Origin of the sequence: Mycobacterium sp. NPDC049093 (assembly GCF_040704635.1) — a bacterium.
Classification (GTDB): Bacteria; Actinomycetota; Actinomycetes; order Mycobacteriales; family Mycobacteriaceae; genus Mycobacterium.
Genome location: NZ_JBEZJS010000002.1, coordinates 843,758 through 859,021 on the forward strand (window position 1 = coordinate 843,758; position 15,264 = coordinate 859,021).

The following is a 15,264-nucleotide window of genomic DNA, read 5'->3' on the forward strand; positions in this document are numbered from 1 at the left end:
ACGGTGACAAATCTGGAGGGTCTCGACCTCACCGCCCTGGACCGGCATCTGCGCTCGGAGGGCATCGCCCGCAGCGGTGAGCTCCGCGCCGAGCTGATCGCCGGTGGCCGTTCCAACCTGACGTTCCGGGTGTGCGACGACGAGTCCGCCTGGGTGCTGCGCCGACCGCCGCTGCACGGTCTGACCCCGTCCGCGCATGACATGGCCCGCGAGTACAAGGTGGTGGCGGGGCTGGCGGGCACCGCGGTCCCGGTCGCCCGGGCAGTGACGATGAGCAACGACGACTCCGTGTTGGGTGCACCGTTCCAGATGGTCGAGAACGTGGACGGCCGGGTGGTCCGCAGCGCATCCGAGCTTGCCGAACTGGGCGACGAGACCGTGATCAGCGACAGCGTCGACGCCCTGATCCGGGTACTGGCCGACCTGCACGCGGTGGACCCCGAGGCCGTCGGCCTCGGCGATTTCGGCAAGCCCGCGGGCTACCTGGAACGTCAGGTACGCCGCTGGGGTTCGCAGTGGGACCTGGTCCGGCTGCCCGACGACCCCCGCGACGACGACGTCAAGCGCCTGCATCAGGCCCTGGCGGATTCGGTTCCGGCCCAGAGCCGCAACTCGATCGTGCACGGTGACTATCGCATCGACAACACGATCCTGGACGCACAGGATCCGACGAAGGTCCTCGCGGTGCTCGACTGGGAGCTCTCCACGCTGGGCGACCCGCTGAGCGACGCCGCGCTGATGTGCGTGTACCGCGACCCGATGTTCAACCTGATCCTGAGCATGGAAGCGGCGTGGAGCTCACCGCAGATGCCGTCGGCCGACGAGTTGGCCAACCGTTACTCGGTGCAGTCCGGCCAGGACCTGGCGCACTGGGACTTCTACATGGCGCTTGCGTACTTCAAGGCAGCGATCATCGCCGCGGGGATCGACTTCCGTGCGCGCCAAGGCTCCGAGGCGCCCGGCGGTTCGAGTGTCGGCGAGGCGGTGGCCCCGGCGATCGCCTCGGGCCTACGCGCCATCGGCTGACGCGTCAGCTGCGCTGGGCGGCCTTGAAGTTCTTCTTGGCCGTGCGGCGCAACTGGAAGATTCGCGCCGATCCGGCGGCGACGGTCAGCAATCCGCCGGCCACCGCGGCGCCCAGAATGGCCACGCCTGTCGGCAACGACCAGTGCCAGGCCAGGAACGTCATCGGGACCGGCTCGGTGTTCTGCGCGATGAAGATCAGCAGCACGATGAGCACCAGGAAACCCAGGATCAATGCTGACCACAGCGCCCCGGCGCGGGTCAGTTTGGGCTCGGCGGCCTTACCTGACTTGGCGGGGGGCTTGCCGGCATCGGGGACCTTGCCTGGGTCAGGAGTCGGTGTCACCGGCACATTCGGCGTCGGCTCAGGCAGATCGGGCGATGCAGACGGATCGCTGGTCATACTGACATCTTTGCCCGTCGCGGCGTCAAAGCAAACACCCTGAGGTAAAGCGCGGCGGCATGTCGGGTGTGCCGTTAGGGTCTGGAGAAAGGCTGAACCGCCGAAAGGACGCGGATGCACCGCAAAACCCTGGCGACTCTGGCGATACTGCTTGCCTTCTTGATGTCTGGTTGTGGCAGTGCCAATCCGTTGGGCGGCGGGCCGATCTCGGGTGACCTGAAGTCGATCACCGTCGGGTCGGCCGACTTCCCGGAGTCCAAGATCATCGCCGAGATCTATGCCCAGGCTCTGGAGGCCAATGACTTTCAGATCCGCCGGCAGTTCGGTATCGGTAGCCGTGAGACGTATGTGCCTGCGGTGCAGGACCACTCGATCGATCTGATCCCCGAGTACACCGGGAATCTCCTGCAGTACTTCGATAAGGACACCACGGCTACTACCTCTGATGAAGTGCTGATCGCGCTGTTCAAGGCCTTGCCGGGAGACCTGTCGATCCTGTATCCCTCACCGGCTGAGGACAAGGACACCCTCGCGGTCACCGCCGAGACCGCCCAGCGCTGGAACCTCAAGACCGTCGCCGATCTCGCTGCACATTCGGCCGAGGTGAAAGTCGGTGCACCATCTGAGTTTCAGACCCGTCAGACCGGGCTGGTCGGCCTGAAGTCCCGGTATGGGCTGGACATCGCGCCCGTCAATTTCGTCGCGATCAGTGACGGTGGTGGTCCGGCCACCGTTCAAGCCCTCAACAGCGGTGCCGTCACGGCCGCCAACATCTTCAGCACCTCACCGGCGATCGAGCAGCACCACCTGGTGCCTCTGGGAGATCCCGAGAACGTCTTCCTGGCCGCCAATGTCGTTCCGCTGGTGGCCTCGCAGAAGATGTCGAATGAGCTCAAGACCGTGCTCGACGCGGTGTCGGCCAAGCTCACCACCGAGGCCCTGATCGAGCTGAACACCGCGGTCGAGGGCAATGCCGGCGTCGACCCGGACGAGGCGGCCGGAAAGTGGATCAGGGACAACGGATTCGATCGGCGGGTGACGCGATGAGCGCCTGCGCGAAGAGCAGAGGGACGCGGTGATCTCCTTTACCAACGTCACCAAGCAGTACCCGGACGGCACCGTCGCCGTCGACAACCTCAATCTCGAAGTGCCGCAAGGCACGCTGACGGTGTTCGTCGGCCCGTCGGGCTGCGGTAAGACCACCTCGATGCGGATGATCAACCGGATGATCGACCCCACCTCGGGCACCATCACCGTCAACGGGGACGACATCAGCACGGTCGATCCGGTCAAGCTGCGCCTCAGCATCGGCTACGTCATCCAGAGCGCCGGCCTGATGCCGCATCTGCGGGTGGTCGACAACGTCGCGACCGTGCCCGTGTTGCGAGGCGAATCCCGGCGCAAGGCGCGCAAGGCCGCGATCGGCGTGATGGAACGGGTGGGGCTCGACCCGAAACTCGCCGATCGATATCCGGCGCAACTGTCGGGCGGGCAGCAGCAGCGGGTCGGGGTGGCCCGCGCGTTGGCCGCCGATCCGCCGATTCTGTTGATGGACGAGCCGTTCAGTGCGGTCGACCCGGTGGTCCGTGAGGATCTGCAGGCCGAAATCCTGCGATTGCAAAGCGAATTGCGCAAGACGATCGTGTTCGTCACGCACGACATCGACGAGGCGGTCAAGCTCGGGGACAAGGTGGCGGTGTTCGGCCGCGGCGGGGCGCTACTGCAATACGCCGATCCCGCCTTCGTCCTGTCGAACCCGGCCAACGAACTCGTATCGGCCTTCGTCGGTGCCGACCGCGGTTACCGCGGGCTGCAGTTCTTCCACACCAGTGGGTTGCCACTGCACCAGATCGAACACGTCGACGAGGACAATATCGACGCGCTCGACCTGAGCCCAGGCCAGTGGCGGCTGGTCATCAAATCAGGCAAGCCGTTCGCGTGGATCAACGCCGACGGTGTCGAGGTGCATCGCAAGGGCAATGAGCTCTACGACAGCACCATCGGCGGCGGGTCGTTCTTTCCGCCCGACGGCACCCTGCGGCAGGCGCTGGACTCCGCGCTGTCGTCGCCGAGCGGTCTCGGTGTGGCGGTCGACGAGGACGGCAGGCTCGTCGGGGGTGTGCGTGCCGACGACGTGCTCGACGCGCTCAAGGAGCAGCGCCGCGTCCCGGAGTTGGGGTAGCCCGTGCGGTATCTGCTGAACCATCTCGACGACCTGTGGGTGTTGACCATTGTGCACCTGCGGTTGTCGCTGGTGCCGATCGTGCTCGGGCTGCTGATCGCCGTGCCGTTGGGTGCGGCGGTGCAACGCACCACGGCGCTGCGGAGGCTGACCACCCTGACCGCGAGCATCATCTTCACCATTCCGTCGCTGGCGTTGTTCGTGGTGCTGCCGCTGGTCATCCCGACTCGCATCCTGGACGAGGCCAATGTCATTGTGGCGCTGACGCTTTACACCACGGCCCTGTTGGTGCGGGCGGTGCCGGAGGCGCTCGACGCGGTGGACGAGCAGGTGCGTGACGCGGCGACGGCGATCGGTTACCGGCCGTGGGTGCGGATGCTCAAGGTGGAACTTCCGCTGGCCATCCCGGTGCTCATCGCCGGGCTGCGGGTGGTGGCCGTCACCAACATCTCGATGGTGTCAGTGGGTTCGGTGATCGGCATCGGCGGCCTCGGCACCTGGTTCACCGAGGGCTATCAGTCCAACAAGAGTGACCAGATCATCGCCGGGATCATCGCGATCTTCGTGCTGGCCGTCGTCATCGACACCCTGATCATGTTGGCCGGCAAGGCGATCACGCCGTGGAATCGCACGCCTCGAACCCGGCGGGCCGCGCGCGTCAAGGCGGCCGCATGAACTTCCTCCAGCAGGCACTCGATTTCATCTTCACCGCTGCCAACTGGGCCGGGCCGGCCGGTCTGAGCGCGCGCATCGTCGAACACCTGCAGTACACCGTCGTCGCGGTGGCGGCCTCGGCGCTCATCGCGATCCCGGTCGGACTGGTCATCGGGCACACCAGGCGCGGCACCTTTCTGGTCGTCACCGGGGTCAACGCGCTGCGCGCCCTGCCCACGCTCGGCGTGCTGCTGCTCGGGGTGTTGTTGTGGGGGCTCGGGTTGGTGCCACCGACGGTTGCCCTGATGCTGCTGGGCATCCCTCCGTTGCTGGCCGGCACCTACGCCGGCATCGCGAACGTCGATCCCGCCGTGGTGGACGCCGCCAGGTCGATGGGCATGACGGAGCGACGGGTGCTGTTCGGGGTCGAGGTGCCCAACGCGCTGCCGTTGATCGTGGGCGGTCTGCGAACCGCGACACTGCAGATCGTGGCGACCGCGACGGTGGCGGCCTATGCGAGTCTCGGCGGGTTGGGCCGGTATCTGATCGACGGCATCAAGGTGCGCCAGTTTCACATCGCGCTGGTGGGTGCGCTCATGGTGACGGCGTTGGCCCTGATTCTCGATGCCGCGCTGGCGTTCGCGGTGTGGCTCTCGGTGCCCGGTAGTGGCCGTTTGGGAGGTCGGCGACGGATTCCGCAGCCGTTGCTCGGCGACGAGGTGGCCCTCGAGTCACGTCCGGCTGGGAGTTCCGGACTCGGCTACGAAGGCCGCGCATCGTCGCATACGGTAGACGGGTGAGCGACGAGAAGGATCGTGCCTGGCCAGCAGTGTTGACCTGGCGGGCGCACGACGAACCCCGGATGGAATCCGCTCGGGTTCAGCTGTCGGGCAACAGGATCAAGGCCTACGGCCGGATCGTGGCGGCTTCCACCGAATCCCACCCGGCCTTCTCGGCCTCATACGACCTGGTCACCGACGAGACCGGCGCCACCAAGCGGTTGTCTCTCACCGTCACGCTGGCCGAGCGAGAACGCCAGCTCTCCATCGCCCGCGATGAGGAGAACATGTGGCTGGTGCAGGATCACACCCAGACCAAGCGCTCGGACTTCGGCGGTGCGCTCGACGTGGACCTCGTGTTCAGCCCGTTCTTCAACGCGCTGCCGATCCGGCGGACGGGTCTGCACCAACGCGCGGAGTCGGTGACGTTGCCGGTGGTCTACGTGCGGCTGCCGGACCTGTCGGTGGAGACCGCGAACATCAGCTACAGCAGCCCGGGACCCGGAGCCGCGGTGAAACTGCGCTCGCCCGTCGCCGACACCACCATCACGGTGGATCCCGACGGCTTCATCCTTGATTACCCAGGACTGGCAGAGCGGATCTGATCACCCCGCCGGCCCGTCCGGCGGCAGCCAGCTCGGCCCGCCAGTTGTCGGTCCCGACCACCGTGGTGATGATCTCGGGGCGGCTGAAGCTGTCGTAACGCATCCGCGCGGCATGCCCGGTCTCGACCAGATCGGCCACCGAACCCGTGGCCGCCAGGGTCTCCTTGGCGCGGGTCAGCAGTTCGATGCCGTGTTCCAGCGCGGGCAGCAGCTGGTCGGCGTTGGCCTCACACATGGCCCGCACCAGGTCCGGTGCCGTGGCCGCCACCCGGGTGCCGTCGCGGAACGATCCGGCGGCCAGGGCGAAGGCCAGCGGCACCTCGCCGGCGATCACGGCCAGGGTTTCGGCGAACAGGTGCGGGAGGTGCGAGATCGTGGCGGCAGCCGCGTCGTGCTCGTCGGAGCGGGCCGGTACCACGACGGCATGGCAGTCCAGCGCCAGTTGGGCCACCTGGGACCAGATGCGGGCGTCGACGTGGTCGTCCACGCTGACCACCCACGCGGCGCCGGTGAACAGGGCGGCGTCCCCGGCCGACCAGCCGGAGTGCGCGGTTCCGGCCATCGGATGCCCGCCGACGAAGTTCTGCAGGAGGCCGGCTCGCTCCACCTCGGCGAGCACCGCGCCCTTGACACTGGTCACGTCGGTCAACGGGCACTGGGGTGCAGTGCTGCGGATGCGGTCGAGCATCTGCGGCAGGGCCGGCATTGGCACCGCCACCACGATCAGCGCGTTGCAGTCGGCGGCCCGGCGCAGCGCCTCGTCGAGGTCCGCCGTGGCGTCGAACCCGTCGAACTTGGCGGCCGCGACGGACTCCAGGGACCGGTTGTAGCCGAAGACCTCGCGGCCGGCCCCGGCGGCGGCACGCATCAGCGAGCCACCGATCAGACCGAGGCCCAACACGCACACGGGTGTGTTCGTCACGCATCAAGGTTGGCATACCGACCCGGCCGGGGCCGAGGGTGATCCCTGTCAAAATTGCTGGTCGGCGACTACCGTAGGCGGGCATGGAGGCGCAGCGTGCACCGGCAGACCTGCCCGATGGTTTCGGGGTGGCCGTTGTCCGGGAGGACGGCAAGTGGCGGTGCGCCCCAATGCGGTCGTCGTCGTTGAAGAGTTTGACCGCGGCCGAGACCGAGCTTCGCGAGCTGCGCAGCGCCGGGGCGGTCTTCGGGCTGCTCGATGTGGACGACGAATTTTTCGTGATCGTGCGGCCGGCGCCGGCGGGTACCCGGTTGCTGCTGTCGGATGCCACCGCGGCACTGGACTACGACATCGCCGCCGAGGCGCTGGAGAATTTGGACGCTGACCTGGAAGAAGAGGATCTCGAAGACGCGGATCCCTTCGAAGAGGGCGACCTCGCGGTGCTGTCCGATATCGGTCTGCACGAGGACGTGCTCGGGGTGATCCTGTCGGAGACCGACCTGTACGCCGACGAACAGATCGGGCGGATCGCCCGCGAGATGGGCTTCGCCGACGAACTGTCGGCGGTGCTCGACCGGCTCGGTCGGTGAGTGCCTCAGACGAATCCCTGATCCGTGCGGCGCTGGGGGCTGCCCGGACGGCCGGTCCGCGCGACGTGCCGATCGGTGCGGTGGTGTTCGCCGCCGACGGCAGCGAGTTGGCGCGCGCGGCGAACGTCCGTGAGGCCACCGGCGACCCGGCCGGGCATGCCGAGATCGTGGCGATGCGCGAGGCCGCCCGGGTGCTCGGCGACGGGTGGCGGCTGGAAGGTGCGACGCTGGCCGTGACGGTCGAGCCGTGCACGATGTGTGCGGGCGCGTTGGTGCTGGCCCGGGTGGCGCGGGTGGTGTTCGGCGCGTGGGAACCCAAGACCGGGGCGGTCGGCTCGCTGTGGGATGTGGTCCGCGATCGCCGGCTCAACCACCGTCCCGAGGTGGTCGGCGGGGTGCTGGCCGACGAGTGCGCGGCCCTGCTGGAGGAGTTCTTCGCGGCCCAGCGGTAAGCGATTAGGGCTTGCGGCACTCGCCCGGTAAGCTGCCACACGGTGGCGTGTCCGAGCGGCCTAAGGAGCACGCCTCGAAAGCGTGTGACGGGTAACCCCCGTCCGAGGGTTCAAATCCCTCCGCCACCGCCATAAATCCCGCACCTGTTCTCACAGGTAGCGGGGTTTTTTTATGTCGACCGAGCAGCCAACCGCGTGGCGGTGACAGTCCCGCTGCCGGAATCCGAACCGACAGCGCGGGGATAGCGCGCCGCAAGTTCCGCGAAACTGTTGAACGACGTTGACCATCCCAGGGTTTCGATCCATTGCCGGGCGTCGTCACCGAGGCCCCGGTCGACATTGGACATGCCGCGATACAGGTCCGCGGCGCCGTCGACCGACTTCAGTGTGGTGTTGAAGCTCTGGCTACCCATGGTCGGGAATCCGTACTGACTGCCGGGCGCGGACAGCCGCGTGATCGACTCGACCCCGGCGCGAGCTGCGGCCCTCGGCAGTGTCATCAGTGCATGGTCGACCCAATGTGTCGGGATGGCGGGATCAAACCCGTTGGCCACCAGGGATTCCGCCCAGTCGCCGTCGGACAGGTCCGCCTCGATGACGTGACGTTCGCAGGTCGCGACGGCGTCGCGCAGGATCGGTTCCTTGAAGGCGAAGAGTTCGGGCAGGTCGACCTCGAACAGGCGCACGGGTCCGGGCCAGGTCAGCCGGAACGCGTGGGTGTCCAGCCCGGCGCCGATCAGCACGATCTGGGTGCGCCCGGCCGCCGCGGCTTCGGTCAGTGCGTCGTCGACGAGGCGGACACCGATTGTGCGGGATTCGTACATCACGTCGGCCAACCGCAGCACTGTTGCCCAGGTTTCGGCGGCGCCTGCGGGCGCGTCCGGGGCGAGATATGCCCTCTGTGCTGCCGCGACGAACCGGGCGGCGTACGGATCGGCGTAGAGGCAGTCATCCCGTTCGAATTCTCGGGCCCGGATCACCGCGACCCCGACGGCCGTGAGTGGCGGGCCGGTCAGTGTTGTGGGCAGCTGTGAACCGTGCATGGATTCCCCCTCGATGCGAAGTATTCATTACTTGACGGCAGGTAAGTAATGGATGCGGCCACGCTAAGCTCATCCCTTACCGGGCGTCAAGTAATGGGAGGGTCTGGATGGCAGGTCGACGGACCGACACCCGAGACAAGATCCGCGCAGTGGCCCTTGAGCTGTTCTCGGCCCACGGCTACGACCACACTTCGATCCGTCAGATCGCCGAAAGTCTCGGGATCACGAAAGCTGCTGTCTACTACCACTTCCCAGCCAAAGAAGACATCGTTGTCAGCCTCGCCGATGATCTGCGCAACGGCATCGACGATATCCTGAGCTGGGCTGCTGATCAGCCGGACGGGCGGGACACCGGACTCGAGGTCCTGCGACGGTACGGCACGGTGCTGCACGGCACCGGCCGGGCCATGACGCGGTTCATGCACGAGAACTACGCGGCGTTCAATCGGCTCGGGGTCGGCGCCGACCTGCGCTACCAGTTCCGCACCGTCTCCGACGCCATGACTGCTCCCGACCACGATCCGGTCGCGGTGTATCACGCCCGCCAGGCGCTACTGACCATCTCCTGGAGCGTGGCAATGATGGGTGACCTGCCGCTCACCGATGAGCAGTGCAACGACACGGCCATCGCCATCGCCTCGGAGATCTACCGGCGCAGCCCTTAGCCCCGGAGCGGCGAAAGCCGCAGCACCGGGATGGTGCGGATCCCGTCGGTGCGTCGCTTGTAGGTGTTCCAGCCCTTGTTCAGCCGGTCGGCGGCCAGGGCGTAGAGCCGGTCGCGGTCGGTGCCGGCGACCTCGCGTGCGACGAAGCGCCCGCCGTTCGGCCCGATGTGCAGCTCGCAGTCCGGATGCGCCAGCAGGTTGTGATACCAGCTCGGGTGACGGTCACGCCCGTAGTTGGAAGCGATCAACACCACGTCGTCGCCGTCGGTGAAGTAGGCCAGCGGGGTCTCGTACTGCTTGCCGCTGCGTGCGCCGGTCGAGGTCAGCATGAGCACCGGTATGCCCACGCTGATGCGGACCCGTCCGCCGGTCGCCTTCATCACCGGACCTTCCAGCGGCGCGACCCGTCGCCGCCAGAACTTCGCGGCTCGCTCGGTGGTGAACAACTTGCCCCCGACCGCCCAGGACAGCTCGCGTTTCCACAACGGCCGCGCTTTCAGGTCGACGCGGGGGATGCCGTGGAGGAAACCGGTCACGACAAAGCGCCTATATCCGCGCCCACGGCGCGAAGGCGTTGCGCTGCCCGCGCAGTGATGGCTCGAGCTCGGGATAGTGCCGCAGCAACACCGAGGTCATGTCGTTGTGGTCGATCCAGTCCATGCCTTCGGGGGTGTACACGCGCGGCGTGAAGTCCACGGTGTAGAACCGGTCGCTCTTGAGGCGACGGGTGGCCATCAACACGAAGATCCGGAATGCGGTGTCGCTGAAGCCGAATCCCTCGGGCAGTTTCTCGCCGAACATGCCGACGGTGGTGTCCACCTTCTCGATGTCGCCGCCGTAGATCTCGGCCATCACGGCGGCGGTGGCAGCGTCGCCGCCGCTGATCTGGTCGAAACTGATCACCGGGTTCAGTCGTAACGCACGGCGGAAGTCGTTGTAGCGCGGGACTCCTCGTTCCCTGGAACGCAGGATGTCGGTGGCGATCATGTCGAGTGTGTGCTCGTCGGTGCGCTGGAAGTTCCGCATGAAGTTCGGGCTGTTGTGCAGGGTGACCGCGCCGGGATGGGCGACACCCAGGGAGTACAGGCACTCGGCCACACCCATACTCTTGAGGACACCGCGGGAGTTCGCGCCGCCGTGGATCTCACCGAAGGTAATTGTGCGCGGCTCGACTCCGGTTGTGAGGCTGAGGAATTCGTAGTCGTCGGGCACCAGGGGGTGCATCCGGTAGACGGTGACGAAGTCCTCGGTGATCGAATACGGGGCGGTGTGGTGGTCGGTGGTCGAGCCGGGGATTCCGCTGACCACATCGCTGGACCCGATCCGGCCGAACAACTCCTTGACCCGCTCACCGGCCAGGCCGAACCAGTTGGCCCGCATCCCGATCTGCAGGGTCGGATGCCCGAGGATCGCCGGGGTCCATTCGATGGTGTGGATCTTGGCGATCAGCGCGGCGTTGATCAGCCGTGCCTTGTTGAACAGTTGGTCGTCGTCCCAGCTCGGGTATGCCGCCTTGAGCCGGTCGCAGATGGCGTTGTGCTCACGCATGAATATCGTGCCCATCAGCTCCATGCCCAGCCACCAGCCGTCTGCGCCACCGGAAGCGCCGATGAGGGCCGGGTCGATGTCGATGAACCCGTCGGCGTCGATGCGCACCTTGCCGCCCTTGCCGCTGCGGATGGCCTTCTGGAAATCCTGGTTGCTGCCGTAGATCTGCGAGGCATCCCACCAGTGGGTTTCGGTGTTGACAAAGGTCGAACCGCCCGGCGCGGCCGTGGGGTCGACGGCCGTGGCGGGGACCTTGATGGTGGCCTCGGGCCATTCGGTGTCACCGTCGGGGCGGGGAATCTCGAGCATCCGATTGAGGTCGGTGCCGTGGCTGAACCAGTCGCGGGTCTCGAACTGCAGCCAGGCCGCTGCGAGCACGTTGAGTGTGGTGGCCGGCTGGAATTCGCGGCGCTGCAGCAGTTTGGTGCTGATCAGCCGGGGATTGGGGTCCATCAGCTCAGGCATCGTTTCGGCATGGCCCTCGGCCGGCGGCACATTGCGTCCGAACCGGGTGTTCGCCATGCCCATCGAGGGCACCGAGAGATCGTTGTAGGAACCGTTGGCCGTCCGGACGGTCAGGTAGTCGGTCGGTTCCACGGTCGGCGCCTCCGGTGGCCGGCCCTGATAGGTGTCGTACAAGTTGTGTTCCCGCAACGCGTCGCGGATACCGACCAGCACCGAGATGCCCAGCATCGGCGGCAGTTTGTCCCAGCCGATCCGCCGGTCGATCAGCTCAGTGGTCTTGAGGAACAACCTCGTGAGAAGCGATGGCATGACGGGATCCTTTCCACGCGATGACGGCGAGAGCGGTGTTGATGGCGGAGATGACAGTGGCCGTCACGCCGTGGCGGCGCGGCAGATCGCCGCGCGCTGTGGTGACGGCGGCCGACAGGGTGTCGGTGGCGTGGATCAGGATCGCGAGGTTCTCGGCCCGACGAAGTTCGCTGCCCCGCAGGACGAGTAGATCCAGCCCGATCAGCACGGTCCGGATGCCGAACATCCGGAACGGATAGCCGGCCGAACGATCGCGTGCGGTGTCGACGCCGAGGCGGGTGAGAAGTCTTTCGGGCGCCACAAGGGCGGTCGCGCCATTGAGGATCCGGATCACCGCCAGCGCGGTGCGTGCTGCTGTCGGGCTCAGCATGTCTAGATCTTGGGCGTTCGCCGCGGCCGGTGCATGAGTAGTCGGCTACTTGTTTCGCCTGTTTCGCCGGGTCTTCGTCAGAGCCCGCCGCAACGGCGTTGAATGTGTCCATGGATCTGATGTCGCCGACCGATTCGATGTTCCTGATCGCTGAGACGCGGGAGCACCCGTTCCATGTCGGTGGCCTCGCACTCTACGAACCTCCGGCCGGTGCGGGCATTGACTTCGTGCGCGAACTGCACGAGGAGATGGTGGCCCAGACCGACATTCAGCCGGTGTTCCGCAAACATCCGGCCACCATCCTCGGCGGCATCGCGAACGTCGGCTGGACCTACGACAACGACGTCGACATGGACTACCACCTGCGCCGGTCGGCGCTGCCGACCCCGGGCCGCGTTCGGGATCTGCTGGAGTTGACCTCCCGTCTGCACGGCGGCCTGCTCGACCGGCACCGTCCGCTGTGGGAGGCGCACCTGATCGAGGGGCTCGCCGACGGCCGGTTCGCGGTGTACACCAAGATGCACCATTCGTTGATCGACGGGGTGTCGGCACTGAAGCTCTTGATGCGCACCCTGTCGGAGGATCCCGATGACACCGAGGTGCGGGTGCCGTGGTCGCTGCCGCGCCGCAAGCGGGAGCACCAGAGTTCGTCGGTGCTGCGGACCGTCACCGATACCGTCGGCTCGGTCGCCGGGCTGGCGCCGTCGACGGTCAAGCTGGCCCGGTCGGCGCTGCTCGAACAGCAGCTCACCCTGCCGTTCGCGGCTCCCAAGACCATGTTCAACGTCAAGATCGGCGGAGCCCGCCGGGTCGCGGCGCAGTCCTGGCCGCTGGAGCGGTTCCAGCGGATCTCGCGGGCGGCCGGGTTCACGGTCAACGATGTGGTGCTCGCGGTGTGCGCCGGAGCGCTGCGTGCCTACCTGTTGGAACAGGACGCGCTGCCGGAACAACCGCTGATCGCGATGGTGCCGGTGAGCCTGCGTGCCGAACACGAGGCCGACGCCGGCGGCAATATGGTCGGCACGGTCCTGTGCAATCTGGGTACCGATGTGGACGACCCCGCCGAGCGGCTGAATGTCATCGGGGAGTCGATGCGGGGCAACAAGAAGGTGTTCTCCGAACTGCCGCGGGTCCAGGCACTGGCGCTGTCGGCGATGATGATCGCCCCGCTCGGCCTGGCCGCGGTCCCCGGGTTCGTCAGGGCCACGGCACCGCCGTTCAACCTGGTCATCTCCAACGTGCCCGGGCCGCGACATCCGTTGTACTGGAAGGGCGCTCGGCTCGACGGCAACTATCCACTGTCGATCGCGCTGGACGGTCAGGCGATGAACATCACCTTGGCCAACAATGCCGACAACCTGGATTTCGGTCTGGTCGGTTGCCGCCGCAGTGTGCCGCACCTGCAGCGGATGCTCAGCCATCTGGAGGACTCGCTCAAGGCGCTGGAGGTTGCGTCGGGCGCCTGACCCAAAGGCATTGTTCAGGCGGCGGACCGCAGGAAGTCTCCCGAGATCTTGACCGCGGGCGTCGAGGAATCACCGCCCACCACCAGGGTCGCGAACGCGATGTCCCCGGCGATCCCGGCGAACCACCCGTGGGAGTGTGTGTTGTCGCCGAATTCCGCCGTACCGGTCTTGCCGCCGAGATCCGGGATATCGCTCAACTGGCTGGCGGTTCCCTCGGTGACGGTCTTGCGCATCATGTCCAGCAGCGCCGCGGTGACGCCGGCAGGCAGCGTTTCGGAGGGGGTATCGGCGGTCACCTTCTCACCGTCGACCAGGCTGGGCAGGACCGTCGAGCCGTGCGCCAGGCTGGCCTCGGCGACGGCGAGACCGAACGGGCTGACGGTTACGGTGCCCTGGCCGATACCGTTCTCCACCCGCTGGGCGGCCGTGTCGGCGTTGGGAACCCGGCCGGTGACCGTGGTGAGCCCCGGAATGGTGAAGTCCACCCCGATACCGAACGCGCGCGCCGTCTTGGTGAGCGCATCGGCGGGCAGCTTGTCCGACAGTGCCGCCATGCTGGTGTTGCACGAATGGGAGAACGCCGACGCCAAAGGCACTATCCCCAGGTCGAAGTCGTCGTCGTTGGGGATGGTGCGGTTCTCGATCGTCAACTGACCCGGGCAGGCTACCGGGCTGTCCGGGGTGGCCAGGTTGGCTTCCAGCGCGGCTGCGGTGGTGATGGTCTTGAACGTCGACCCCGGTGGGTAGAGCCCGGAAAAGGCAATGGCGCCTTGGGGATCCGCGGCCGTGTTCTGTGCGGCAGCCAGAATCCCACCCGTCTTGCCCGACAGCGCGACCAGCACCGCGGGACGCGTCTCATGGTCGACGGACTGTTGGGCGAGCAGTTGCAGCCGGAGGTCCATGGTGGTGCGCATCGGGTCGGTCGGTGCGGGCGGTTGCGCGGTGAGGCGCTGCGCGGGTGCGCCGTCCCCGTCGACCAGATAGACCGACCATCCGGCGGCTTTGGTGATCCGGTCGTGCCACAGCTCGGTGAGCCCGCCGATGGCCGGCGAAGACAGTTGGCGGTCAGCAGTCAGCAACTCACCCTGCTCGGCCACCGCGACTCCCGGAATCTGGGCCAGTTGGTCGCGTACCTGGGCGAGGTCGTCTTCGCGCAGTTTCATCACCGTCACGCGATCGTCGGTGTTCGACGTGAACTGCGCGCCGATGGATTCCGCGGTCGTGGTGGGGTCGAAGCGGTTCAACAGCGCGGCGAGCGGCGCGGCGGAATCGACGTGGGCGCGGTCCAGCGAGACGACGCCCACGGTCTGCCAGGTCATCAACGGCTGGCCGGTCCGGTCGAGCACCGGGGTCTGCAGGTCACTGTCGGTGCTGTACTGAAAGCGCAAGCCGTCCCGCAGATCTCGGTGCAACAGCGTCGGGGCCCAGGTGATCAGCCAGTCGTCACCGGCCTTGGCGGCGGTGCCGGTGGTGTCGTAGCCGAAGTCGTGGCCTTCACCCCAGGACCACTGATACTTCAGGGTGGCGCCGGTCTGGTCATCGGGTTCGGCGCTGACCTTGACCGAGGCGGCATCGCCCATGCCGTTGAACATCGAGGTGATTGCCGGTTCGGCAGCTGCGGGGTCGTTGGTCTGCGCGGCCGCGCCGTGGGCGTCCTTGCGTTGCAGGGCATCGGCGAAGGCGGCGAATCGGTCAGCCGGGTCCGGGGACGACGAGCATCCCACGACGGGAAGAAACAGGCCGATCAAGAGGAACCAGACGAAGGCGGGGCGGTGCCGTCGAGTCATG

Annotated in this window: 17 protein-coding genes and 1 tRNA gene; 11 read left to right on the top strand and 7 right to left on the bottom strand. The window is 67.0% G+C overall.

Going from position 1 to position 15,264, the window contains the following annotated elements:
- Window positions 1-3 precede the first annotated feature (3 nt).
- Complete coding sequence (locus tag AB0876_RS09590) at window positions 4-1,026, top strand: phosphotransferase family protein (RefSeq protein WP_088305307.1); 1,023 nt, start codon at window positions 4-6, stop codon at window positions 1,024-1,026.
- A 4-nt stretch (window positions 1,027-1,030) separates the two neighbouring features.
- On the opposite strand, the gene AB0876_RS09595 is transcribed toward AB0876_RS09590, so the two are convergent.
- Complete coding sequence (locus AB0876_RS09595; protein ID WP_055118451.1) at window positions 1,031-1,426, bottom strand: LapA family protein; 396 nt, start codon at window positions 1,424-1,426, stop codon at window positions 1,031-1,033.
- 114 nt (window positions 1,427-1,540) lie between these two features.
- On the opposite strand from AB0876_RS09595, the gene AB0876_RS09600 reads away from it, so the two are divergent.
- The 5 genes from AB0876_RS09600 to AB0876_RS09620 are packed head-to-tail and all read left to right on the top strand — an operon-like array spanning window position 1,541 to window position 5,646.
- Window positions 1,541-2,473, top strand: coding sequence for an ABC transporter substrate-binding protein (locus AB0876_RS09600; protein ID WP_526041817.1), 933 nt, complete (start codon window positions 1,541-1,543; stop codon window positions 2,471-2,473).
- Between the two features lie 28 nt (window positions 2,474-2,501).
- Entirely contained in the window at window positions 2,502-3,608 is a 1,107-nt protein-coding gene (locus tag AB0876_RS09605; protein ID WP_526041818.1) for an ABC transporter ATP-binding protein, read from the top strand.
- 3 nt (window positions 3,609-3,611) lie between these two features.
- Window positions 3,612-4,283 (top strand): ABC transporter permease, encoded by a 672-nt coding sequence (locus AB0876_RS09610; protein WP_526041819.1) that lies wholly within the window; start codon window positions 3,612-3,614, stop codon window positions 4,281-4,283.
- The gene (locus AB0876_RS09615; protein ID WP_526041820.1) at window positions 4,280-5,062 is read left to right on the top strand and encodes an ABC transporter permease; all 783 of its coding nucleotides are present in this window, start codon (window positions 4,280-4,282) and stop codon (window positions 5,060-5,062) included. The genes AB0876_RS09610 and AB0876_RS09615 overlap by 4 nt, the downstream gene beginning before the upstream one ends.
- Window positions 5,059-5,646, top strand: coding sequence for a putative glycolipid-binding domain-containing protein (locus AB0876_RS09620; RefSeq protein WP_055118442.1), 588 nt, complete (start codon window positions 5,059-5,061; stop codon window positions 5,644-5,646). Before AB0876_RS09615 ends, AB0876_RS09620 begins: the two co-directional genes overlap by 4 nt.
- Here the strand turns inward: AB0876_RS09620 and AB0876_RS09625 are convergent.
- Window positions 5,609-6,553: a prephenate dehydrogenase gene (locus AB0876_RS09625; RefSeq protein ID WP_491840255.1), complete on the bottom strand. Its 945-nt coding sequence runs from the start codon at window positions 6,551-6,553 to the stop codon at window positions 5,609-5,611. The two genes, AB0876_RS09620 and AB0876_RS09625, sit on opposite strands and share 38 nt — an antisense overlap.
- Window positions 6,554-6,651: 98 nt before the next feature.
- On the opposite strand from AB0876_RS09625, the gene AB0876_RS09630 reads away from it, so the two are divergent.
- The 3 genes from AB0876_RS09630 (at window position 6,652) to AB0876_RS09640 (ending at window position 7,742) form a co-directional block, all read left to right on the top strand.
- A complete protein-coding gene (locus AB0876_RS09630; protein WP_491840103.1) occupies window positions 6,652-7,158 on the top strand; it encodes a tRNA adenosine deaminase-associated protein in 507 nt (168 codons plus the stop codon).
- Window positions 7,155-7,610 carry a nucleoside deaminase gene (locus AB0876_RS09635; RefSeq protein ID WP_418009426.1) on the top strand — a complete coding sequence of 152 codons (456 nt, stop codon included), beginning with the start codon at window positions 7,155-7,157 and terminating at the stop codon, window positions 7,608-7,610. Before AB0876_RS09630 ends, AB0876_RS09635 begins: the two co-directional genes overlap by 4 nt.
- Before the next feature lie 41 nt (window positions 7,611-7,651).
- A tRNA-Ser gene (locus tag AB0876_RS09640) sits at window positions 7,652-7,742 on the top strand.
- A gap of 38 nt (window positions 7,743-7,780) precedes the next feature.
- Here the strand turns inward: AB0876_RS09640 and AB0876_RS09645 are convergent.
- A complete protein-coding gene (locus AB0876_RS09645) occupies window positions 7,781-8,653 on the bottom strand; it encodes an SAM-dependent methyltransferase (RefSeq protein WP_526041821.1) in 873 nt (290 codons plus the stop codon).
- Between the two features lie 107 nt (window positions 8,654-8,760).
- Here AB0876_RS09645 and AB0876_RS09650 point away from each other — a divergent pair, with 107 nt between their 5' ends.
- Window positions 8,761-9,318 carry a TetR/AcrR family transcriptional regulator gene (locus tag AB0876_RS09650; protein WP_526041822.1) on the top strand — a complete coding sequence of 186 codons (558 nt, stop codon included), beginning with the start codon at window positions 8,761-8,763 and terminating at the stop codon, window positions 9,316-9,318.
- Here AB0876_RS09650 and AB0876_RS09655 read toward each other — a convergent pair.
- From AB0876_RS09655 to AB0876_RS09665, 3 genes are read right to left on the bottom strand one after another with little or no spacing between them, the layout of a single operon-like run.
- Complete coding sequence (locus AB0876_RS09655) at window positions 9,315-9,854, bottom strand: nitroreductase family deazaflavin-dependent oxidoreductase (protein ID WP_526041823.1); 540 nt, start codon at window positions 9,852-9,854, stop codon at window positions 9,315-9,317. The two genes, AB0876_RS09650 and AB0876_RS09655, sit on opposite strands and share 4 nt — an antisense overlap.
- A 10-nt stretch (window positions 9,855-9,864) precedes the next feature.
- Entirely contained in the window at window positions 9,865-11,640 is a 1,776-nt protein-coding gene (locus AB0876_RS09660) for a peroxidase family protein (protein WP_526041824.1), read from the bottom strand.
- Complete coding sequence (locus tag AB0876_RS09665) at window positions 11,600-12,010, bottom strand: hypothetical protein (RefSeq protein ID WP_491840108.1); 411 nt, start codon at window positions 12,008-12,010, stop codon at window positions 11,600-11,602. The genes AB0876_RS09660 and AB0876_RS09665 overlap by 41 nt, the downstream gene beginning before the upstream one ends.
- A gap of 110 nt (window positions 12,011-12,120) precedes the next feature.
- Here AB0876_RS09665 and AB0876_RS09670 point away from each other — a divergent pair, with 110 nt between their 5' ends.
- The gene (locus tag AB0876_RS09670; protein ID WP_526041825.1) at window positions 12,121-13,476 is read left to right on the top strand and encodes a WS/DGAT/MGAT family O-acyltransferase; all 1,356 of its coding nucleotides are present in this window, start codon (window positions 12,121-12,123) and stop codon (window positions 13,474-13,476) included.
- A gap of 14 nt (window positions 13,477-13,490) precedes the next feature.
- On the opposite strand, the gene AB0876_RS09675 is transcribed toward AB0876_RS09670, so the two are convergent.
- Window positions 13,491-15,263 (bottom strand): penicillin-binding transpeptidase domain-containing protein, encoded by a 1,773-nt coding sequence (locus AB0876_RS09675; RefSeq protein WP_526041826.1) that lies wholly within the window; start codon window positions 15,261-15,263, stop codon window positions 13,491-13,493.
- Window position 15,264: the final 1 nt, after the last annotated feature.

Coding starts and splice junctions, on each gene's coding strand:
- AB0876_RS09595 (WP_055118451.1), bottom strand. CDS start 1,426: ATGACCAGCGATCCGTCTGCATCGCCCGATCTGCCTGAGCCGACGCCG.
- AB0876_RS09600 (WP_526041817.1), top strand. CDS start 1,541: ATGCACCGCAAAACCCTGGCGACTCTGGCGATACTGCTTGCCTTCTTG.
- AB0876_RS09615 (WP_526041820.1), top strand. CDS start 4,280: ATGAACTTCCTCCAGCAGGCACTCGATTTCATCTTCACCGCTGCCAAC.
- AB0876_RS09630 (WP_491840103.1), top strand. CDS start 6,652: ATGGAGGCGCAGCGTGCACCGGCAGACCTGCCCGATGGTTTCGGGGTG.
- AB0876_RS09645 (WP_526041821.1), bottom strand. CDS start 8,653: ATGCACGGTTCACAGCTGCCCACAACACTGACCGGCCCGCCACTCACG.
- AB0876_RS09650 (WP_526041822.1), top strand. CDS start 8,761: ATGGCAGGTCGACGGACCGACACCCGAGACAAGATCCGCGCAGTGGCC.
- AB0876_RS09660 (WP_526041824.1), bottom strand. CDS start 11,640: ATGCCATCGCTTCTCACGAGGTTGTTCCTCAAGACCACTGAGCTGATC.
- AB0876_RS09665 (WP_491840108.1), bottom strand. CDS start 12,010: ATGCTGAGCCCGACAGCAGCACGCACCGCGCTGGCGGTGATCCGGATC.
- AB0876_RS09670 (WP_526041825.1), top strand. CDS start 12,121: ATGGATCTGATGTCGCCGACCGATTCGATGTTCCTGATCGCTGAGACG.
- AB0876_RS09675 (WP_526041826.1), bottom strand. CDS start 15,263: ATGACTCGACGGCACCGCCCCGCCTTCGTCTGGTTCCTCTTGATCGGC.